At 65.2% G+C, this 19232-nt stretch carries 19 protein-coding genes; 15 read left to right on the top strand and 4 right to left on the bottom strand.

The genetic code is table 11. The features are described from left to right. Positions 1-365: 365 nt before the first annotated feature. The gene (locus C8J30_RS17505; RefSeq protein WP_110807318.1) at positions 366-980 is read right to left on the bottom strand and encodes a hypothetical protein; all 615 of its coding nucleotides are present in this window, start codon (positions 978-980) and stop codon (positions 366-368) included. Positions 981-1761: 781 nt separating this feature from the next. Here C8J30_RS17505 and C8J30_RS17495 point away from each other — a divergent pair. From C8J30_RS17495 to C8J30_RS17470, 6 genes are read left to right on the top strand one after another with little or no spacing between them, the layout of a single operon-like run. Beyond that, on the top strand, positions 1762-3360 hold the full coding sequence (locus C8J30_RS17495) for an ABC transporter substrate-binding protein (RefSeq protein WP_110807314.1): 1599 nt from the start codon (positions 1762-1764) through the stop codon (positions 3358-3360). A 49-nt stretch (positions 3361-3409) separates the two neighbouring features. Then, positions 3410-4474 carry an ABC transporter permease gene (locus C8J30_RS17490; RefSeq protein WP_110807312.1) on the top strand — a complete coding sequence of 355 codons (1065 nt, stop codon included), beginning with the start codon at positions 3410-3412 and terminating at the stop codon, positions 4472-4474. Continuing rightward, complete coding sequence (gene nikC, locus C8J30_RS17485) at positions 4474-5379, top strand: nickel transporter permease (protein WP_110807310.1); 906 nt, start codon at positions 4474-4476, stop codon at positions 5377-5379. The genes C8J30_RS17490 and nikC overlap by 1 nt, the downstream gene beginning before the upstream one ends. Beyond that, entirely contained in the window at positions 5376-6209 is an 834-nt protein-coding gene (locus C8J30_RS17480) for an ABC transporter ATP-binding protein (protein WP_110807308.1), read from the top strand. The genes nikC and C8J30_RS17480 overlap by 4 nt, the downstream gene beginning before the upstream one ends. Beyond that, positions 6202-6981: an ABC transporter ATP-binding protein gene (locus tag C8J30_RS17475; RefSeq protein WP_110807306.1), complete on the top strand. Its 780-nt coding sequence runs from the start codon at positions 6202-6204 to the stop codon at positions 6979-6981. The genes C8J30_RS17480 and C8J30_RS17475 overlap by 8 nt, the downstream gene beginning before the upstream one ends. Then, a complete protein-coding gene (locus C8J30_RS17470; RefSeq protein ID WP_110807304.1) occupies positions 6978-8036 on the top strand; it encodes a dipeptidase in 1059 nt (352 codons plus the stop codon). Before C8J30_RS17475 ends, C8J30_RS17470 begins: the two co-directional genes overlap by 4 nt. A gap of 52 nt (positions 8037-8088) precedes the next feature. On the opposite strand, the gene C8J30_RS17465 is transcribed toward C8J30_RS17470, so the two are convergent. After that, the gene (locus C8J30_RS17465; protein WP_110807303.1) at positions 8089-9729 is read right to left on the bottom strand and encodes a DEAD/DEAH box helicase; all 1641 of its coding nucleotides are present in this window, start codon (positions 9727-9729) and stop codon (positions 8089-8091) included. 123 nt (positions 9730-9852) lie between these two features. Continuing rightward, a complete protein-coding gene (locus C8J30_RS17460) occupies positions 9853-10662 on the bottom strand; it encodes a hypothetical protein (RefSeq protein WP_110807301.1) in 810 nt (269 codons plus the stop codon). Positions 10663-10788: 126 nt separating this feature from the next. On the opposite strand from C8J30_RS17460, the gene argS reads away from it, so the two are divergent. The 6 genes from argS to C8J30_RS17430 are packed head-to-tail and all read left to right on the top strand — an operon-like array spanning position 10789 to position 16260. Continuing rightward, on the top strand, positions 10789-12534 hold the full coding sequence (gene argS / locus C8J30_RS17455) for an arginine--tRNA ligase (protein ID WP_110807299.1): 1746 nt from the start codon (positions 10789-10791) through the stop codon (positions 12532-12534). A gap of 54 nt (positions 12535-12588) precedes the next feature. Continuing rightward, positions 12589-13617: an SPOR domain-containing protein gene (locus tag C8J30_RS17450; RefSeq protein WP_110807297.1), complete on the top strand. Its 1029-nt coding sequence runs from the start codon at positions 12589-12591 to the stop codon at positions 13615-13617. Beyond that, positions 13593-14615, top strand: a complete 1023-nt coding sequence (locus C8J30_RS17445; protein ID WP_110807295.1) for a glycoside hydrolase family 3 N-terminal domain-containing protein — start codon at positions 13593-13595, stop codon at positions 14613-14615. The genes C8J30_RS17450 and C8J30_RS17445 overlap by 25 nt, the downstream gene beginning before the upstream one ends. Then, positions 14608-15411: a segregation and condensation protein A gene (locus C8J30_RS17440; RefSeq protein ID WP_110807322.1), complete on the top strand. Its 804-nt coding sequence runs from the start codon at positions 14608-14610 to the stop codon at positions 15409-15411. The genes C8J30_RS17445 and C8J30_RS17440 overlap by 8 nt, the downstream gene beginning before the upstream one ends. Continuing rightward, on the top strand, positions 15408-16049 hold the full coding sequence (scpB, locus tag C8J30_RS17435) for an SMC-Scp complex subunit ScpB (RefSeq protein WP_110807293.1): 642 nt from the start codon (positions 15408-15410) through the stop codon (positions 16047-16049). Before C8J30_RS17440 ends, scpB begins: the two co-directional genes overlap by 4 nt. 1 nt (position 16050) lies before the next feature. Next, positions 16051-16260 (top strand): hypothetical protein, encoded by a 210-nt coding sequence (locus C8J30_RS17430; RefSeq protein WP_110807291.1) that lies wholly within the window; start codon positions 16051-16053, stop codon positions 16258-16260. A 12-nt stretch (positions 16261-16272) separates the two neighbouring features. Here C8J30_RS17430 and C8J30_RS17425 read toward each other — a convergent pair whose 3' ends face one another. Next, positions 16273-17058: an enoyl-CoA hydratase gene (locus C8J30_RS17425; protein ID WP_110807289.1), complete on the bottom strand. Its 786-nt coding sequence runs from the start codon at positions 17056-17058 to the stop codon at positions 16273-16275. A gap of 193 nt (positions 17059-17251) precedes the next feature. Between C8J30_RS17425 and C8J30_RS17420 the strand changes: the two genes are divergently transcribed. The 3 genes from C8J30_RS17420 to C8J30_RS17410 all read left to right on the top strand — a co-directional run bounded on the left by C8J30_RS17420 (position 17252) and on the right by C8J30_RS17410 (position 18967). Beyond that, positions 17252-17929 carry a VPLPA-CTERM sorting domain-containing protein gene (locus tag C8J30_RS17420; protein WP_110807287.1) on the top strand — a complete coding sequence of 226 codons (678 nt, stop codon included), beginning with the start codon at positions 17252-17254 and terminating at the stop codon, positions 17927-17929. A 149-nt stretch (positions 17930-18078) separates the two neighbouring features. Further along, positions 18079-18504 carry a PaaI family thioesterase gene (locus C8J30_RS17415; protein WP_110807285.1) on the top strand — a complete coding sequence of 142 codons (426 nt, stop codon included), beginning with the start codon at positions 18079-18081 and terminating at the stop codon, positions 18502-18504. 85 nt (positions 18505-18589) lie between these two features. After that, entirely contained in the window at positions 18590-18967 is a 378-nt protein-coding gene (locus tag C8J30_RS17410; RefSeq protein ID WP_245909920.1) for a hypothetical protein, read from the top strand. The last annotated feature ends 265 nt before the right edge of the window (positions 18968-19232 follow it).

Genomic DNA, 19232 nt, shown 5'->3' with positions numbered 1-19232 from the left:
CCAGCATTCCATGCACCGTCCATAAGGAGCCCATATGGACGGTCCACTAACCCCGCACCCGCCTCACTCAAAGACGGCCCTCGCCGCAGGCTTACGCTGTGGTCTTCGGGGGACATCTCGATCTTCCTTTGCCTCGTGTCCGTCGATCGCGGTGATCCGCCCCGACGTCCTTGTTTTGATTACGATTCGCGCAGGAATGATTAAGAAATGGTTAAGAACCCCGCCTTCCTCTCAGAGTTGAGGAAAATAGGCACCCGGAGATGTCGGTTTGCATCGATCCGGCGCCGGTCGGGTCACTGGTACATCATGCCTCGGGTCTCGCGCGGCCTGCTTGCACCCCGTTTGGCAGGCTGGGCTGGTGCGGATCAGACGATGCGACGACGCTCGATCTTTTCGATGATCATCGAGCATTCCTCGACGAGGTAGAAGAAGTAGTCATGCTTGATGTCGAGGCCGTCGAGCATCAGGCTCGACATGAAGCGCAGCTTCGCCGTCGCTTCAAGGATCGTCGTCGGACGGTGATCGAGGATGTCCTGCTCGGCCACGCCCATGCGGTAGCGGTAGAGCTTGATCATCTCTTCCAGGTCCTCGATCGCCACCATCTCGGGGCTGCAGGCCTTGAGCACGAAGCGGCGATGCGCGTTCGGCAGGCCGTTCGGCACGACGCGCTTGGCCAGATCGCTCAACTGCTTGAAATCGGGGAAGGAGATGTCGGTGATCGTCATCTCGTCGCGCGACACCATCTCGCCCGAGGCGAGGGCGACGCTTTCGCCGTTGGCTTCGGCGTCGCGTTGCTTGGCGTAGAAGTTGCGCGACAGGGTTTCCTGTTCGACGATCAGATCTTCGAGCAGGTGTTCGAGGTAATCGTATTGCGCGATCTTCTCGGACAGGCCCAGTTGCTCTTGCTGTTCCACCGCCGCGGCGACCGCAACCGGCTGGGCTTCTTTCATCTCGTGCTTCTTGCGGAACGTGAACGCCATGTTGGTTCTCCTCGGCTCTCGGCACCCTTTGGGCACCTGCTTGATGAGACCATATTCCCCCCGGGCTGCGGCATCAGTGAGGAAGCTTTTCGGAATTGTCGCCTAAAGTGGAAACAAAAGGTTAACGACGTCTTGACGGCGCTAAGAAACCTTAATGAATCCTTAATTGGCCCTGAGACCCCTGAAAATAAGCAAGAAATTGTTAACCAAGCGGCAATAATTCCCGCGCAGCGGTGGCCGTGATCGTTAACGCGCAACCATCAACCCTCGGCAATTGTGTCAAAATTTTGCGATTTGGCCGCAGTTGCCACGAACCGGCCCCGGTTTCCGGGCGGGGCCGGAAACAGCCGGGGTGGGGCCCTTGACGTGTCGGCATTGCTGATTCTCCCGATCCCTTGCGCGGGGCGGCGTGGGCGGTGGTGACGCAGCGGAAACGGTTGCGACCTTTTCTCCTGCACCTGTGCGCCGCCCCGGGTTTCGGCGTTTCGGACCGGCCGCATCGGGCGGTCGCATCGCGTCAGGGCGGGGGCGACAAAGCGGTGTCGCGGCCGCAGATCTGCGCGGCGTCTTCGCTATGTGGTTTGCGCGGCTCGATTTTCTGGCCTGCCGTGCTGCAGTCCTGCCTGTCGAACGGGCAGTCTTGCGCGGTTTTTCAGCTGCAGGGCGCGCTTGCGTTCGCGCGCGCTTGATCTTCCGCAAGGAACGGGCCAGCTTCGTCTGACCGGGGCTGCCCGCTTTGGACCGTCCCGCGCCAAGAACAGACAGGACAGGGAGTCCGCATATGACATCACTCCGCAGCCTTCGCCCGGCGGCCGCTTTCGCCGCGCTTCTTGCTTGTGTCGCGCCCGCCGCGCTTTTCGCGCAAACGCCCGCCGACACGCTGGTCGTGGCCGATGCGATCGATGACATCGTCTCGATCGATCCGGCCGAAGCCTTTGAATTTTCGGGCGCGGACCTGAACAACAACCTTTACGATTCGCTGGTCGAACTCGATCCGGCGAAACCGGGCGAACTGGTGCCGGGCCTGGCCGAAAGCTGGTCGGTCGATGCCGATGGCGTCACCTATCGCTTCAAGATGCGCGCGGGCGTCACCTTCTCGAGCGGCAATCCCCTGACCGCCGAGGCCGCGGCGCAATCGCTGCGCCGTGTCGTCAAGATGGACAAGACCCCGGCCTTCATCCTGACCCAGTTCGGGCTGACCAAGGACAATGTCGATCAGACCGTCAGCTTCGACGGCGACACGCTGATCCTGAAGACCGACAAGGCCTATGCGCCGAGCTTCATCTACAACTGCCTGACCGCCACGCCCGCCTATATCGTCGACGTGAAAGCGGCGATGGAGCATGAGGTGAATGGCGACATGGGCAACGATTGGCTCAAGGCGCATTCCGAGGGCACCGGCGCCTATGTGCTGCGCTCGTTCAAGCCGAACGAAGGCTATGTCCTGCAGGCGCGCGAGGGCCATTGGCGCGGCGATGCGCCGATCAAGAACGTGCTGATGCGCCATATCCCCGAAGGCGCGACCGAACGGCTGATGCTGGAAAAGGGCGACATCGACATTGCCCGCGAAATGACGCCGACCGATATCGCCGGGGTCGAGAGCAATCCCGACATCACCGTGCAGAACGACGTTGGCGGGCAGATCTATTATCTGGCGATGAACCAGAAGGTGGCGGATCTGGCGAACCCGAAAGTGCTCGAAGCGATGCGCTGGGCGGTCGACTATCAGGGCATGGCCGACAGCATCCTGAAAGGCCAGTGGGTCGTGCATCAGGCCTTCCTGCCCAAGGGCTTCCTGGGCGCGCTGGATGACACGCCCTACAGCCTCGATCTGGAAAAGGCGAAGGCCTTGATGGCGGAAAGCGGCGTGAAGCTGCCGCTCGAAGTCAGCATGACCGTGCGCAACAACCCCGAGCGGATGAACATCGCGCAATCGGTGCAGAACACCTTCGGGCAGATCGGCATCAACGTCACGCTGGATGTCGGCGACGGCAAGCAGGTGCTGGAGAAATTCCGCGGCCGTCAGCACCAGATCACGCTGCAGACCTGGGGGCCGGATTATCCCGACCCGCATACCAACGCTTCGACCTTCGCCGAAAACCCCGACAACTCGGACGAGGCGAAGGCGACCGGCTATCTGGCCTGGCGCACGGCCTGGGATCCGGGTGCGATGGGGGCGCAGGCGGAAGCGGCCGTGGCCGAGCCCGATGCCGCCAAGCGCGCCGCGATGTATGAAGACATGCAGCGCGTGCACCGCGACAGCTCGGCCTTCGTGACGATGTTCCAGATGGCGCGGCAAGATGCGCTGCGCAGCAATGTCAAGGGCTTCCACGCGGGCGGCGCGACCGATCAGGCCAGCTACTGGACCGTGACCAAGTAAGACGATCCCGCCGCGTGGGGCCTACCCTCCCGCGGCGGGGCCTTTGCCCATGACCACATCCGACGCTTCCCCCGCCCCGCCCTCCCGCCTGCCTGCGCTTGCGCGCCATGCTGCCGGGGGTCTTCTCTCGCTTGCCATCACGCTTCTGGGCCTTTTGCTGGTGACCTTCGTGATCGGCCGGGTCGTGCCGATCGACCCGGTGCTGTCGATCGTCGGCGAACGTGCCACGACCGAGCAATACGAGGCCGCCCGCACCGCGCTTGGCCTTGACCAGCCGCTCTGGCTGCAATTCTGGATCTATGTCCGCGACGCTTTCCATGGCGATCTGGGGCAATCGATCCGCACCCATACCCCGGTGATCGAGGATGTCGCGCGGTTCTTTCCGGCGACGCTGGAGCTGGCGACGCTCGGCACGGTTATCGGGATTGCGATGGGCGTGCCGGCCGGTGTGCTTGCGGCCACGCGGCCCGGGACACTTGCCGATCAGGTGGTGCGGCTCGTGGGGCTCGTCGGCTATTCGATGCCGGTCTTTTGGCTGGGCCTGATTGGCCTTTTGATCTTTTACGGCGAGCTTGGCTGGGTCGGCGGTCCGGGGCGGCTCGATGCGGCCTATGACATGATGCTCGAATTCACCCTGACCCGTTACACGGGGGCGATCTTGATCGATTCCGCGATCAACGGCGCCTGGGACATCTTTGCCAATGCGCTCTCGCACATCCTCCTGCCCGCCGGGATATTGGGATATGTCTCGATGGCTTACATCAGCCGCATGACGCGCAGCTTCATGATGACGGAGCTGAGCCAGGAATATATCACCACCGCCCGCGTCAAGGGGATGCCGGAATGGCGGGTGATCTGGGTGCATGCGATGCGCAACGTCTCGGTGCCGCTGATCACGGTGATCGCGCTGTCTTATGCCTATCTGCTTGAAGGCTCGGTGCTGACCGAGACGATCTTCGCCTGGCCGGGACTTGGCCTTTACATCACCGACGCGCTCTTTGCCGCCGACATGCCCGCCGTTCTGGGCGGAACTGTGGTCGTGGGCGTCGTCTTCGTGACGCTGAACATGCTCTCCGACATCCTTTACCGTCTCGTCGATCCGAGGGCCCGCTGATGAGTGCGCTTACCCTTTGGCTGACCGATCCGAACCCCGCGTCGCGCCGTCAGGCCCGGCTGGGGCAGGCCTGGCTTGCCTGGCTCAGACTGCGCCGCAACCCGCTGGCGATGCTTGGCCTTTTCATCATCGCGACGCTCTGCCTTCTGGCCGCCGCGGCGCCGATCTTTGCGACGCAAGATCCCTTCGTGCAGAATCTGGCACAGCGGCTGTTGCCGCCCGGCACGCCCGGCCATTGGCTGGGTACCGATGATTTCGGCCGCGACATCTGGAGCCGGATCGTCTACGGCGCCCGGATCACGCTCACCATCGTCGCCCTTGTCGCCGTCACCGCGCCGTTGATCGGGCTTCTGATCGGCACCGTCGCGGGCTATTTCGGTGGCTGGATCGATACCGTGCTGATGCGGATCACTGACATTTTCCTCGCCTTCCCGAAGCTCATTCTGGCGCTGGCGCTGGTCGCCGTGCTTGGCCCGGGGATCGAGAATGCGGTGCTTGCCATCGCGCTGACGGCCTGGCCGCCCTATGCCCGCGTCGCGCGGGCGGAAACCCTCACCGTGCGCAATTCGGACTACATCGCCGCCGTCCGTCTGCAGGGCGCGGGGGCGGGGCGGATCATCTGGGGCCATGTCGTGCCGATGTGCCTGCCCTCGGTGATCATCCGGGTGACACTGGACATGGCCGGGGTGATCCTGATCGCGGCCGGGCTTGGCTTCCTTGGCCTTGGCGTGCAGCCGCCCTTGCCGGAATGGGGGCTGATGATTTCGTCTGGGCGCAAGTTCCTGTTCGAGCAATGGTGGGTCGCAACCATGCCCGGCCTTGCGATCTTCACCGTCTCGCTCGGCTTCAACCTTCTGGGGGATGGTCTGCGCGATGTCCTTGACCCGCGGAGTGCCGCCCGATGAGCCTGTTGCAGATCGAAAACCTGCGCGTCACCTTTGCCACCGAGACCGGCCCGGTCGAGGCGGTGCGCGGTGTCAGCTTTTCCCTTGGCCGTGAACGGCTTGGGATCGTCGGCGAAAGCGGCTCGGGCAAGACGATCACCGGGCGCTCGGTGCTGCGTCTGATCCGCCCGCCGGGGCGGATCGAGGCGGATCGGATGGAGTTCGACGGCATCGACCTGCTGAAAGCCTCGGAAAAACAGATGCGCGCCCTGCGTGGCCCGCGTCTGGCGATGGTGATGCAGGACCCGAAATATTCGCTGAACCCGGTGATGCGGATCGGCGCGCAGCTGACCGAGGGCCTCTTGCGCCGGGACAGGATCAGCCGGGCCGAGGCGCGCAAGAAAGCCATTGCGGCGCTCGAAGCCGTGCAGATCCGTGACCCCGAACGGGTGATGGAGGCTTGGCCGCATGAGCTGTCGGGCGGCATGGGCCAGCGGGTGATGATCGCGATGATGCTCATTCCTGAACCCGACCTGCTGATTGCCGATGAGCCGACCTCGGCGCTCGATGTGACGGTGCAGGCGGAAGTCCTGTCGATTCTGGATGGTCTGGTGAAAAGCCGCGGCATGGGGCTGATCTTCATCAGCCACGATCTGCGGCTCGTCGCGCGGTTTTGCGACCGGGTGCTGGTGATGTATCGCGGCAAGATCGTCGAGGAACTGGCGGCGCATGAGCTGATGGCGGCGAAACACCCCTATACGCAGGGGCTGTTGAACTGCCTGCCGCGGATCGGGGGCCCTCGCGCCCCGCTGCCGGGGCTTGATCGCACGGGGGCTTGGGCCAATGTCTGATCTGATTGAAATCGAAGACCTTTCGGTCACTTTCCGTGCCCATGGCCGCGCTGTTCATGCGGTCGAGGGGGTCAGTCTGCGTGTGCCCGCCAAGGCCAGCTTCGGTCTGGTCGGAGAAAGCGGTTCGGGCAAATCGACGATCCTGCGGGCGATCTGCGGGCTGGCGCCGATCTCCTCCGGCGCGATCCGCATCGGCGGCGAAAAGCTGAAATCGCCGCGTGACAAGGCCTTTGCCGCGCGCGTGCAGATGGTGTTTCAGGACCCCTATGCCAGCCTGCATCCGCGCCACACCATCGACCGCACGCTGTCCGAGCCGCTTGCCATTCATGGCATCGGCGACACCGACGCGCGGGTGATGCGGGCGCTGACCGATGTCGGCCTGCCGACGGCGTTCCGCTTCCGCTATCCGCACCAGCTGTCGGGCGGGCAGCGCCAGCGCGTCGCCATTGCCCGGGCGCTGATGCTGGAACCCGAGATCCTGCTTCTGGATGAACCCACCTCGGCGCTCGATGCCTCGGTGCAGGCCGAGGTGCTGAACCTGCTCAACCGGCTGCGGGCCGAACGCGGGCTGACCTTCCTGATGGTCAGCCACGATCTGGCCGTGATCGACCACATGTGCGACCGCGTGCTGGTGATGCAGAACGGTCGCGCGGTCGAGGAACTGGCGCGCGAGGATCTGTCCCACGCGCGGATGACGACCGCTTATGCCCAAAGCCTGTTCGCGGCCTCCGCGGACCGGATGCTCGACCCCGCCGGAAAGGACGCCCGATGATCCCCGTATTCGATGGCCACAACGATCTGTTGTTGCGGCTTCTGGAAGCCCCTGAAAAGCGGCGCGAAATCTGGCTCACGGGCGAGGGCAGGGGGCAGCTTGACTTGCCGCGGATGCGCGCGGGCGGGTTCGCGGGCGGCTTCTTCGCGATCTATCTGCCCTCGCCCGTGGCGCATGACGATGCCGATTTGATGGCGCAGATGGCCAATCCGCCCTATCGGCTGCCGCTGCCCGCGTTGATGGATGCCGCCGAGGCGGCCGATCCGGCGCTCAGGGCGGCAAGCCTGATGCTCTGGATGGAGCGCGCCTCGAAGGGCGCCTTCCGCATCTGCTGCACCGCGGGCGAGGTGCGCGCCGCGATGGCGGAAAATGTCATCGCCGGCATCATGCATATGGAGGGCGCCGAGGCGATCGACGCCGATCTGGATGCGCTTCACGCCTTTCATGCGATGGGGCTGCGCTCGCTCGGGCCGGTCTGGTCGCGCCCGACGATCTTCGGCCATGGCGTGCCCTTTGCTTTCCCCTCCAGCCCCGATACCGGGCCGGGGCTGACCGAGGCGGGCAAGCGGCTGGTTCGCGAATGCAACAAGCTGAAGGTGATGATCGACCTCAGCCATCTGAATGAAAAGGGCTTTGACGATGTGGCCGCGCTGTCCGATGCGCCGCTGGTCGCCACCCATTCGAATGCCCATGCGCTTTGCCCGTCCTCGCGCAACCTGACGGATCGGCAGTTGAACATCATCCGCGAAAGCCGCGGCATGGTGGGGCTGAACTATGCGGTCAGTTTCCTGACGCCCGATGGCCTCAAGAACCCCGATTGCGGCTGGGAGCCGATGTTGCGCCATCTCGACCATCTGATCGAGCGGCTGGGCGAGGATCATGTCGGCCTCGGGTCCGATTTCGACGGCGCGGAGATTCCGGCGGTGCTGGGCGATGTCGCGGGGTTGCAGGGCTTCATCGGCGCGATGCGCGATCACGGCTGGGGCGAGGAACTGATCCGCAAGATCGCCCATGACAACTGGCTCGGCGTTCTGGAACGCACCTTCGGCGCCTGAGCCAAAGAAAAAGCCCCGGGAAACCGGGGCTTTTGACTTTCAGCGGAACCGCTCAGTTTTCCGAGGTTTCCTCGACCGGGTTTTGCACCTCGGCCTCGGTGCTTTCCTCAGCCTCGGTGTCCTTGTCTTCGATCACCGGTTTCGTGGTGCGGAACGAGCGCAGCAGGAAGTCGGGCACATGGTCGCCCATGCCGACGACGGCCGGTCCACCGTCGCGGCTCCGACGGCTGTCGCGATAGGGCTCGGAGCGGCGCTCGTCGCGGCCGCTTTCCGGGCGGATCGGCTCGGGGCGCGGGCTTTCGGCGCGACGCGCTTCGCTGTGGCGCGGCTCGGGACGGCGGCCTTCGGAGCGTTTCGCCTCGGGCACCTCGACGATATGCGAGTCGTCTTCCTCGACGGCGACGATCACCGGCGCGCGGTCTTCCCGCGGCGGGCGTTTTTCATCGCGACCCCGACCCGAGCGCGACCGCGGCGACCGCGACCGCGGCCCCTTGTCGTCGTCATATTTCCGAGGCTCGCGATGCGCGGCATCCGAGAGGGTGAAGCCCTCGGGCGGATCGGCGCGCGGAATTTCCTGTTTCACCAGCGCCTCGATCGCGGCGAGATATTTCGCATCCGCGGGCGTGCCAATGGAATAGGCCGTGCCCAGACGCCCGGCGCGGCCGGTGCGGCCGATGCGGTGGACGTAATCCTCGGCATGGCTCGGCAGGTCATAGTTGAAGACATGGCTGACGGCCGGGATATCAAGGCCGCGCGCGGCCACGTCCGAGGCGATCAGCAGTCGCAACGAGCCGTCGCGGAAGGCATCGAGCGTTTTCGTGCGCAGGCTCTGATCCAGATCGCCATGGATCGGCGCGGCGTTGAAGCCATGCGTCTTCAGCGACTTCGCAACGATATCGACATCGGTCTTGCGGTTGCAGAAGATGATCGCGTTGGTGCAGGCCTCGCCCTCAGCCTTGATGATCGCGCGCAGGAGTTCGCGCTTCGCCTTGGCCGACTGGTCGCGGCGCGGCGGCGTGATCTGGATCAGCTTTTGCGTGATCGTTTCCGAGGTCGTCGCCTGACGCGCCACTTCGATGCGGGCGGGGGCGTGCAGGAAGGTGTTGGTGATGCGCTCGATCTCGGGCGCCATCGTCGCGCTGAAGAACAGCGTCTGACGGGTGAAGGGGGTCAGCTGGAAGATCCGCTCGATATCCGGGATGAAGCCCATGTCGAGCATCCGGTCGGCCTCGTCGACCACCATGATCTGCACGCCGGTCAGCAGAAGCTTGCCGCGCTCGAAATGGTCGAGCAGGCGGCCGGGGGTGGCGATCAGCACGTCGACACCGCGGTCGATCAGCTTGTCCTGTTCGCCAAAGGACACGCCGCCGATCAGCAGCGCCTTGGTCAGCTTGGTGTGCTTGGCATAGGTGTCGAAGTTCTCGGCCACCTGCGCGGCGAGTTCGCGCGTCGGGCAGAGCACGAGCGAGCGCGGCATACGGGCGCGGGCGCGGCCCTTCGACAGCATGGTCACCATCGGCAGGGTGAAGGACGCGGTCTTGCCGGTCCCGGTCTGGGCGATGCCGAGCACGTCCTTGCCCTCGAGCGCGGGCGGAATGGCGCCCGCCTGGATCGGGGTCGGCGTTTCATAGCCGGCATCGGCGATGGCACGCAACACGGCAGGGTCGAGCTTGAGATCGGTAAACTTCGTCATTGGCGTCCTGTGGCGCGTGGGGGAGGCCCCGCGCGCGGGGTGGGGGGGACGCGATGAAACCGGGCGTCCCGTCTGCCCGCCGGATTGCGGGTGAGGTCGCGTTAGCTCAAAAATGCGGATGCGTCAATCTGCACGGGGTGCGACGCGCTTTCCCATCTTGTGCAAACGGATCAAAAGCCCCCGGTTCGAGGTTTCGAAGTCGGAAATCAGCGCCTCGGCCAGCTGTCCCATCGGTCCCGCATCAAGGCTTTGCCGCCAGATCCGGGCGAGCAGATTGCGCGGCAGATCGCCCTCGCGCAGGTCATAAGCCGCAAGCCCCATCATCAGCGGCCCCTTGTGCGGGCGGCGGTTTGCAAACAGCTCCCAGGCGGCCAGACCGGAAAAGCGCCGCTCGCTTTCGTAAAGCTTCACAAGGCCGAACATCAGCGCCATCTGCGCGCCAAGACTGCGTTCTGCCTCGGTTCTGCCGTGATCGGCAAAGCATTGCGCGGCGGACACGCGCCAGCGCGTCGGCATCTCGCGGGCCAGACGTGCACCGTGTTCGTCCCAGATCCGGAAGTAGAGGGTCAGCGCCTGCGCGGGCACGTCGGAGCGGCGCAGCGCCATCACCAGTTGCGCGTGCAGGAATTCGAGTTCCGTCGTCGCCGGATCCTCGGCCGCCATCTTGCGGGCAAGGTTGCGCGAGCGCGCAGAAAAATCGGTAAAACTGTTCGGCTCCATCTCGCCCGCCGGGGCGATCAGCGGACGCGCGGCCAGAGCGGTCAGGTCAACGTCCGGCGGCGGCAGGTCGCCCGGGGCATGGTCGAAGGGACGCTCGCGGTCCACGAGCCTCTCCCAGGCCATCCCGAGGCCCAGTCCGAGGCCGCTTTCGCCGGTCTCGAATTCGCCCCGCGCGGCCAGGGTCGGGCGCGGCTTGTCCTCGGGTTCGGTCATCGGGCCCTCCGTTCAGGCGGCATTGAACCGGCTTCGAAAGCCAAGTGCAAGCGCCGAAGGCGGCGCGGAGTTGACGACACGGCGCCGCTCTGGCAGGGGTGAGGCAACGAAGGAAGCGATCAGATCATGAACCTCTTTGCTGATGTGCGCGCGGTCGTGCTTGCCGCGCTGGATGCGATGGTGGCCGAAGGCGTGCTGCCTGCGGGCCTTGATACCTCTGCCGTGGCGGTCGAGCCGCCGCGCGATGCCGCCCATGGTGACATGGCGACCAACGCCGCGATGGTGCTGGCGAAACCGGCGGGGATGAACCCGCGCGCGCTGGCCGAGGGGCTGGTGGCGAAGCTGGCCGCCGATGCGCGCATCGCCAAGGCAGAAGTGGCCGGGCCGGGCTTCATCAACCTGCGGCTGGCGCCCGGTCTTTGGGCCGATGTGGTGCGGGCGGCGCTGAAAGCCGGGCCGGATTTCGGCCGCTCGGATCTGGGCAAGGGCATCAAGGTCAACGTCGAATATGTGTCGGCGAACCCGACCGGGCCGATGCATGTGGGCCATACCCGCGGCGCGGTCTTTGGCGATGCGCTGGCCTCGCTGCTCGACTTCGCGGGCTACGATGTGACGCGCGAATACTATATCAACGACGGTGGCGCGCAGGTCGATGTACTGGCGCGCTCGGCCTATGAACGCTACCGCGAGGCGAACGGGCTTGAGCCCGAAATCCGCGAGGGGCTGTATCCGGGCGATTACCTGATCCCGGTGGGCGAGGCGCTGAAGGAAAAATACGGTGCCAGCCTGATCGACAAGCCGGAAAGCGACTGGCTGGCCGAGGTGCGGGAATTTGCGACCGAGGCGATGATGGCGATGATCCGTGAGGATCTGGCGCTGCTCGGCGTGAAGATGGATGTCTTCTATTCCGAAAAGTCTCTCTACGGCACCGGCCAGATCGAGGCGGCGCTGCAGCGCCTGCAGGATCTCGGGCTGATCTACGAAGGCGTGCTGGAGCCGCCGAAAGGCAAGCTGCCCGAGGATTGGGAAGAGCGCGAACAGACGCTGTTCCGCTCGACCAATTATGGTGATGACGTCGATCGGCCGGTGAAGAAGTCGGACGGCAGCTGGACCTATTTCGCCCCCGATATCGCCTATCACTGGACGAAGATCGAGCGCGGCTTCGATCAGCTGATCGACGTCTTCGGTGCCGATCACGGTGGCTATGTCAAGCGGATGAAGGCGGCCGTTGCGGCGCTGTCGGAAAACAAGGTCTCGCTGGATATCAAGCTCATTCAGCTGGTGAAGCTGTTCAAGAACGGCGAGCCCTTCAAGATGTCGAAGCGCGCGGGCACCTTTGTCACGCTGCGCGACGTGGTCGAGCAGGCGGGGGCGGGGGTGACCCGGTTCCACATGCTGACGCGCAAGAACGATGCGCCTTTGGATTTCGACTTCGACAAGGTGCTGGAACAGTCGAAGGACAACCCGGTCTTCTACGTGCAATATGCCCATGCCCGGGTCGCCTCGGTGCTGCGCAAGGCGCGCGATCTGGGGATCGATGTCACCGATGCGGCGCTCGCCGCGGCTGATCTTGACCGCAACGGCCACGAGGCCGAGCGCGCGCTGGCGAAGAAGATTGCCGAATGGCCGCGTCAGGTCGAAATCGCCGCCCGCGCGAACGAGCCGCATCGGGTCGCCTTCTTCCTTTATGAAATCGCCTCGGACCTGCATGCGCTGTGGAATCGCGGCAATGACGAGCCCTCGCTGCGCTTCATTCAGGACGGCGATGTGGCGGCCTCATCGGCGAAAATCGCCCTTGCCCGGGCCTCGGCCGTTGTGATTTCGGCCGGTCTTGGTATTCTTGGCGTCACCCCGGCCGAAGAGATGCGCTAAGGCACCACCGGGGGGCAGGGCCCAAATGGCCCGAAAACCGGATATGGGGCGAGCATGACCGATCCCGACACCCGCGCTGGCGGGGGTTTTGGCAGGCAGGGCGGGGGCGATTTTGGCCCCGGTCTTGGTGCGCCTGCCGCCCCGGCGGCGCGCTGGGTGCAATGGGCGGGGGCTGCCGTCTCCGGCGCCCTGATCCTTGGGGTCATTGTCTGGGGCTATCGTCTGGCCGTGCGTGATGTGTCCGGCGTGCCGATCATCCATGCGATCGCCGGCCCGGCCCGGATTGCGCCCGAAGATCCGGGCGGGGCCATGGCCGCCCATGTCGGGCTTGCGGTGAACGAGGTGGCGGGCTCCGGCCTTGCCGCGCCGGGGCCGAGCCGTGTCGTGCTGGCGCCGCCGCCCACCGGGCTGTCGCCCGATGATGCGCCGATGTCCGAACTCAAGCCGCTGCCCGAAGTGACCTCGGCGCCCGAGACCGAAGATCTGGCGATGGAAGGCCCGCCGGTGCCGGTGCCCGACAGTGCGGCGCCGCCGAAGCCCGCGCCCGAGGCCGCCGCGCAGCCCGATCCGGCCGCCGAGCCTGCGATCGATCCCGAAGCTCCGGCCGATGCCGAAGCTGCGGCCGCCCCCGAGGCACCCGACGACGCCGCTGCGCCGAGCGAGGCTGCGCCGACCGAAGCTGCGATCCCGGCCGATGTTCCGGGGATCGCGAAATCGCCGCGCCCGCTACCGCGTCCGGCCACCGATATCGAAGCCGAAGCCGCCGCACAGGCCGTTGCCGCGGCGCTGGCGGGCCCCGAATCCGTCGAGCTCAAGGCGGCCGATCTGCCGTCGGGCACCCGCGTCGTGCAGCTGGGCGCCTTTGACAGCCCCGACGAAGCGCGCGCCGAATGGGGCCGCATCGCGGGCCGGTTCGACGCGCTCATGGCGGGCAAGAAACGCATCGTGCAGGAAGCGGCCTCGGGTGGGCGCAGCTTCTGGCGGCTGCGCGTCTCGGGGTTCAAGGGCGTCGAGGACGCGCGCCAGTTCTGCGCCGCGCTGGTGGCCGAGGGGGCAAATTGCATTCCGACCGTGATCAAGTAAGCCCCTGTGGCGCCACGATTCTGGGCGTCGAAGGGACGGTGCTGGGCGCCGATGAAGCCGCGTTTTTGCGCGCGGCCGACCCTTGGGGGCTGATCCTTTTTGCCCGCAATGTCGAAGACCCCGCGCAGCTTTCCCGCCTGACCGCCGATCTGCGCGCGGCCTTGGGGCGGGAGGCGCCGATCTTTGTCGATCAGGAAGGCGGGCGGGTGCAACGGCTGCAGCCGCCACATTGGCGCGACTGGGCGGCGCCGCTCGATGACGCGCTCTTGCGCGGTCCGCGGGGGATGTGGCTGCGCGCGCGGCTGCAGGCGGCCGAGCTGCGTGCGGTGGGCATCGACGGCAATTGCGCGCCGACCTGTGATATCGCGGGCGGGCAGACGCATCCGTTCCTGCGCAACCGCTGCCTTGGCGAAAACGTCGATGCCGTGGTGCGGAACGCCCGGGCGACCGCCGATGGCCTGCTGGCGGGCGGCGTGCTGCCGGTTCTCAAGCACATGCCGGGCCATGGCCGGGCCGAGGCCGACAGCCACAAGGATCTGCCCGTGGTCACGGCCGGGGCCGAGGATCTGCGCAGCCATGATTTCGCCCCCTTCGCGGCGCTTTCCGATCTGCCCTTGGGCATGACCGCGCATATCCGCTTCACCGCATTTGACGGCGCCCCCGCCACGCAAAGCGCGCGGATGATCGATCTGATCCGGCACGAGATCGGCTTTGCCGGGCTTCTGATGACCGACGATATCGGGATGCAGGCGCTGTCGGGCCGCTATGCGGACCGTGCGGCGGCCTCGCTGGCGGCGGGCTGCGATGTGATCCTGCATTGCAATGGCACCCGCGCCGAATTCGAGGAAACCGTGGCCGCGGCCGGGCGTCTGAGCCCCGCAGCGAGCCTGCGGGCCGAGGCGGCGCTGCGCTTCCGCCACGCACCCGCAGAGGTTGACTTGGCCGCCCTTGCAGCCGAATTTGACGCCGTTGGCAGCGGCGGCGGCGCGGATGGCTGAGGAAACGGCAAGCCTCTTTGAAAGCACGAGTGTCAGCGAGCGGCTTGCGGCCGAGGCGCTGATCGTCGATGTCGACGGCTTCGAGGGGCCTTTGGACCTTTTGCTGACGCTCTCGCGCACGCAAAAGGTCGATCTGCGGCGTATTTCGGTTCTGGCGCTGGCCGAGCAATATCTGAAATTCGTCAACGAGGCGAAGGCGCTGCGCATCGAGCTTGCCGCCGATTATCTGGTGATGGCGGCCTGGCTCGCCTTTCTGAAATCGCGCCTGCTCTTGCCGCCCGAGCCGGGTGACGACGGCCCCTCGGCCGAAGATCTTGCCGCGCATCTGGCGTTTCAGCTCGAACGGCTTTCGGCGATGCGCGAGGCGGCGGCGACGCTGATGGGGCGCGATCAACTGGGGCGCAACTTCTTTGCCCGCGGCTTCAGCGAAACGATCGAACGGGTGCGCAAGGTCACCTATTCCGCGACGCTGCTGGAACTGATGCAGGCCTATGCGCGGATCCGTACCCGCGACGAATTCCGCCCCTATGCCTTTGATCGCAAGAACGTTTTCACCATGGAAGAGGCGCTCGAGCGGATGCGGCCCTTGATCGGCTATGCCGGGGCCTGGACCGATCTGACCGATTATCTGCCCGATGGCTGGGGGGCGGACCCGAAGCGGCGCCGCTCCGCCACGGCGGCGACCTTTGCGGCGTCTCTGGAGCTGGCGAAACAGGGCCAGATCGAGATCCGCCAGACCGAAACCTTCGCGCCGATCACCATCCGCGCCCGAACCACGCCGCGTGCCAGCTCATGAGTGACAGCCGCTACGATCCGAACGAAAAATCGCTTTTCGACGCGCCACCGCTCGCGGAGCAGGAACGCATGATCGAGGCGATCCTGTTTGCCGCGGCCGAGCCGGTGACGGTGCGCGAGATGCAGGATCGGATGCCGCATGGCTCGGATGCGGCCGAGGCGCTCGCCTATCTGCGGCGGCGTTACGAGGGGCGCGGCGTGCATCTGGTGAAGATCGGCGACGCCTGGGCCTTTCGCACCGCGCCCGATCTGGGCTTCCTGATGCAGAAGGAAACGGTCGAGCAACGGAAACTGTCCCGGGCCGCGATCGAGACGCTGGCGATCATCGCCTATCACCAACCGGTGACGCGGGCGGAAATCGAGGAAATCCGGGGCGTTGCGGTCAGTCGCGGCACGATCGACCAGCTTCTGGAGCTGGAATGGATCCGGCTCGGGCGGCGGCGGATGACGCCGGGCCGCCCGGTGACCTTTGTCGTGACCGAGACGTTCCTCGACCATTTCGGCCTTGAATCGGCGCGCGACCTGCCCGGGATCAAGGAATTGCGTGCGGCGGGTCTGCTCGATAACCGGCCGATGCCGGGGGCCGAGGACGACGAGGGCGACATGGTTGGTCAGACCGAACTGTTCGAGGAGGAGTAAGATGGATCCGATGAAGCTGTTGCAGATGGTCTGGAACATGATCCTGCGCCGCCTGCTGCGCTTTGGTGTCAACAAGGGGATCGAGCTGGCGGCGGGCAAGGGCAAAGCTCCGTCGCAGATGACGCCCGCCGAGCGCAAGGCCGCGAAATCGGCGCGTCAGGCGGTCAAGCGCGCCCGGCAGGCGGCGGCGATCACGCGGCGGCTGCGCTGAGGCGCTGGCCCCTCAGGCCCAATCCGGTTTGCGTTTTTCCAGAAAGGCCTGCACGCCCTCGGCGGTGTCCCGGAAAAGCATGTTGTCCACCATCACCGCGCCCGCATGGGCATAGGCGGCGGCCTGATCCATCTCGATCTGCTCGTAGAAGGCGCGCTTGCCGACCTTCACTGCCGCGCCGAGTTTCGCCGCGATCGTCTCGGCGAGCGCCGTCGTGGCCGTCTCCAACTCCGCGTGCGGCACAACTCGGTTCACCAGCCCGACCTCGCGTGCGCGGGCGGCGTCGATGAATTCCCCGGTCGTCAGCATTTCGAAGGCGACCTTGCGCGGCACGACGCGGCTGAGCGCCACCATCGGCGTCGAGCAGAACAGCCCGATGTTGACCCCGTTCACCCCAAAGCGCGTGGCCTCGGCGGCGACGGCCAGATCGCAACTGGCCACCAGCTGACAGCCCGCGGCGGTGGCGATGCCGTGCACCTGCGCAATGACCGGCTGCGGCAGGGTGGGGATCTGTTGCATCACCGCAGCGCAGCGGGTGAACAGATCGGCGAAATAGGCCCGGCCCTGATCCGGGGCAGCGCGTCCGGCCTGCATTTCCTTCAGATCGTGGCCCGCGCAAAACGCCTTGCCCGCGCCTTTCAGGACCACGACCTTCACTGTCGCATCCGCGGCCAAGGCGCTGAAACGATCCGCCAGCGCCGCCAGCATCGCATCTGAGAGCGCATTCAATGTGCCCGGGCTGTTCAGGGTCAGTTGCGCGATGGCGCCACGCTTTTCGAACTCCACCAGATCGGTCATGTCGCCCCCTCCGGGCAAATTGCACAACATCCCTGCCCTTCGGCCAGAATTCCCCATTTGCCGCGCCGCATCAATCCTTGTCTGCGGGCGGCTTGGCGTTGTTGAGGGAATGGAACCAACAGGTTTCCCGAGGATTTGTTGACAGAATCTTAACCTCTCTTCAAAATTCACCAATACTCGGAAGGGGGGTATCATGAAAAAAATCCTTGGTGCAGCGCTTGGGCTGCTTTTGTCGAGCGCGGCGGCGCAGGCTACGACGCTTTACAGCACGAATTTCGATGGTGCGCTTGGCGCCGAATGGAGCGGCGTGACCACGCAGGCCGCCGTCGGCGATTATGCCAGCTACGGTTTTTCGGGGCAGTTCCTGCAGAACAGCTCCGCGGGCAACCCGGCGTCGGCGACCACGCTGACGCTGAGCGGGCTTGGCTCGACGGCGACGCTCAGCTTTGATCTGGCAACGATCGACAGCTGGGATGGCGTTGCCAACGGCGCATATTACAGCGATGACTGGTTCAATATCGCCGTGAACGGGGTCACCGTGTTTTCGCTTTCGGCGGCGCAGGCTTCGGGGGCTCCGTCGATCCCGAGTGGCGCAAGCTCTCTGGTCTCGCCCTACAACTTCTTCGGCGCGGGTTGGGCGGATGGCGCCTTCCACGTGTCGGTCAATCTGAGCGGGCTGACCCCGACCTCGACGATTTCGTTCTTCTCGAGCGGGTCCGGCTGGCAGGGCGGTGGCGACGAAAGCTGGGCGCTCGACAATTTGTCGGTCGATGGCACCGCGCCGGTTCCGCTTCCGGCCACGGCTCCGCTGCTGCTGATGGGCGTGGCCGGTCTGGCGGCGCTGCGTCGGCGGGCAAAAGCGACCGTCTGAGACGCGTTGAACGGATCAAGGGGCGCTGCGGTGAAGGCCGCGGCGCCTTTGCCTTTTGGGCGTGACGCGACGTTTTGCGCTGCCGGGGCAGGGCAGGGTTGCAATTTGTGGGCACTGCCGGAAGCTTGCTGCGCTGTCGGGGAGACAAGATGCAACAAAAGATGGATGTGGCGGCGCTGACTGCGTTCTTGCGCAGTGATTTCGCGCAGGTGGCCGGGATGTTCGAGGTGCTTGAAGCGGGCGCGGAAACGGTGATCCGGCTGAAGGTTGATGACAGCCACCTGCGGCCGGGGGGAACGGTCTCGGGGCCGACGATGTTCGCGCTGGCCGATGTGGGAATCTATCTGGCGATCCTTGCGCGCATCGGCCCGGTGGCACTGGCGGTCACGACGAATGCGACGATCGATTTCCTGCGCAAGCCGCTGGCGGGCGTCGATCTGATTGCGCGGGTTCGGGTGCTGAAGCTTGGCCGCAGTCTGGCGGTGGGCGAGTGCCTGATCTTTTCCGAAGGGCAGGGGGAGCCGGTCGCACGCGCCTCGATGACCTATGCGATCCCGCCGAAAGCACTTTCCTAGTGCGTCATCCGGGGCATGCGACAGCTATTGAACTCCGGTTTCCAGTTGCTATCACTCTGAGAGCGAAGACTTTTTGGAGGAAGCGATGAAAATTGACGCTGCACTTGTTCTGGTGATCGGGTTGGCACTCTCGGCCTGCGCCCAGACCAATATACAACCCATGTCGAAAGATACTTTCAAGGTTTCGACGGTCGCGGCGCCCGCCTGTGGTCAGAATGGAGCACGCAATGTGACGTTCCGCACCGCGGCGATCGAGGTCATTCGGCGCGGTGGCGACAAATTCATCATCGTCGGTGATACTGCGAATTCCGAATTCTGGAGCGGGGATCACAATCAGGCCATGGTGGTCAAGGTGATCCCCGAGGGCTCTGCAGAGGCGCGCAACGCGCTTTCCGCGCGCGAGCAATTGGGGCCGACGTGGCAGGAGGCCCTCGCGAAGGGGGCTCCGGTCACCTGCGACTGATTGATTTGGACGATAACGCCACGGCGGATGCTGAAGGGCATTTGCCGTGGCAAATCAGGCCGCTGGCATGGGGTATTTTGATACCCATTTTATAACCCATTGAAATGGATTGCGATAATTCTGCTGTGGGTGCTTGATTTGTTTTTGGAAAGCGCGGATAAGCCCGCATTCAGTTTCCCAACCCTTCAAAGGGCGATCGACAATGAAAACCTATACCGCGAAACCGGCGGAGATCGAGAAGAAGTGGATCCTGATCGATGCCGAA

Origin of the sequence: Rhodobacter viridis, assembly GCF_003217355.1 — a bacterium.
Classification (GTDB): domain Bacteria; phylum Pseudomonadota; class Alphaproteobacteria; order Rhodobacterales; family Rhodobacteraceae; genus Rhodobacter; species Rhodobacter viridis.
This window is presented reverse-complemented; position numbering and strand designations above follow the sequence as displayed.

Bases quoted from the DNA above. Each gene is read 5' to 3' on its own strand.
- C8J30_RS17505 (WP_110807318.1), bottom strand. From the start codon at position 980: ATGGCGTTCACGTTCCGCAAGAAGCACGAGATGAAAGAAGCCCAGCCG.
- C8J30_RS17495 (WP_110807314.1), top strand. From the start codon at position 1,762: ATGACATCACTCCGCAGCCTTCGCCCGGCGGCCGCTTTCGCCGCGCTT.
- C8J30_RS17490 (WP_110807312.1), top strand. From the start codon at position 3,410: ATGACCACATCCGACGCTTCCCCCGCCCCGCCCTCCCGCCTGCCTGCG.
- nikC (WP_110807310.1), top strand. From the start codon at position 4,474: ATGAGTGCGCTTACCCTTTGGCTGACCGATCCGAACCCCGCGTCGCGC.
- C8J30_RS17480 (WP_110807308.1), top strand. From the start codon at position 5,376: ATGAGCCTGTTGCAGATCGAAAACCTGCGCGTCACCTTTGCCACCGAG.
- C8J30_RS17475 (WP_110807306.1), top strand. From the start codon at position 6,202: ATGTCTGATCTGATTGAAATCGAAGACCTTTCGGTCACTTTCCGTGCC.
- C8J30_RS17470 (WP_110807304.1), top strand. From the start codon at position 6,978: ATGATCCCCGTATTCGATGGCCACAACGATCTGTTGTTGCGGCTTCTG.
- C8J30_RS17465 (WP_110807303.1), bottom strand. From the start codon at position 9,729: ATGACGAAGTTTACCGATCTCAAGCTCGACCCTGCCGTGTTGCGTGCC.
- C8J30_RS17460 (WP_110807301.1), bottom strand. From the start codon at position 10,662: ATGACCGAACCCGAGGACAAGCCGCGCCCGACCCTGGCCGCGCGGGGC.
- argS (WP_110807299.1), top strand. From the start codon at position 10,789: ATGAACCTCTTTGCTGATGTGCGCGCGGTCGTGCTTGCCGCGCTGGAT.
- C8J30_RS17450 (WP_110807297.1), top strand. From the start codon at position 12,589: ATGACCGATCCCGACACCCGCGCTGGCGGGGGTTTTGGCAGGCAGGGC.
- C8J30_RS17440 (WP_110807322.1), top strand. From the start codon at position 14,608: ATGGCTGAGGAAACGGCAAGCCTCTTTGAAAGCACGAGTGTCAGCGAG.
- scpB (WP_110807293.1), top strand. From the start codon at position 15,408: ATGAGTGACAGCCGCTACGATCCGAACGAAAAATCGCTTTTCGACGCG.
- C8J30_RS17430 (WP_110807291.1), top strand. From the start codon at position 16,051: ATGGATCCGATGAAGCTGTTGCAGATGGTCTGGAACATGATCCTGCGC.
- C8J30_RS17425 (WP_110807289.1), bottom strand. From the start codon at position 17,058: ATGACCGATCTGGTGGAGTTCGAAAAGCGTGGCGCCATCGCGCAACTG.
- C8J30_RS17420 (WP_110807287.1), top strand. From the start codon at position 17,252: ATGAAAAAAATCCTTGGTGCAGCGCTTGGGCTGCTTTTGTCGAGCGCG.
- C8J30_RS17415 (WP_110807285.1), top strand. From the start codon at position 18,079: ATGCAACAAAAGATGGATGTGGCGGCGCTGACTGCGTTCTTGCGCAGT.
- C8J30_RS17410 (WP_245909920.1), top strand. From the start codon at position 18,590: ATGAAAATTGACGCTGCACTTGTTCTGGTGATCGGGTTGGCACTCTCG.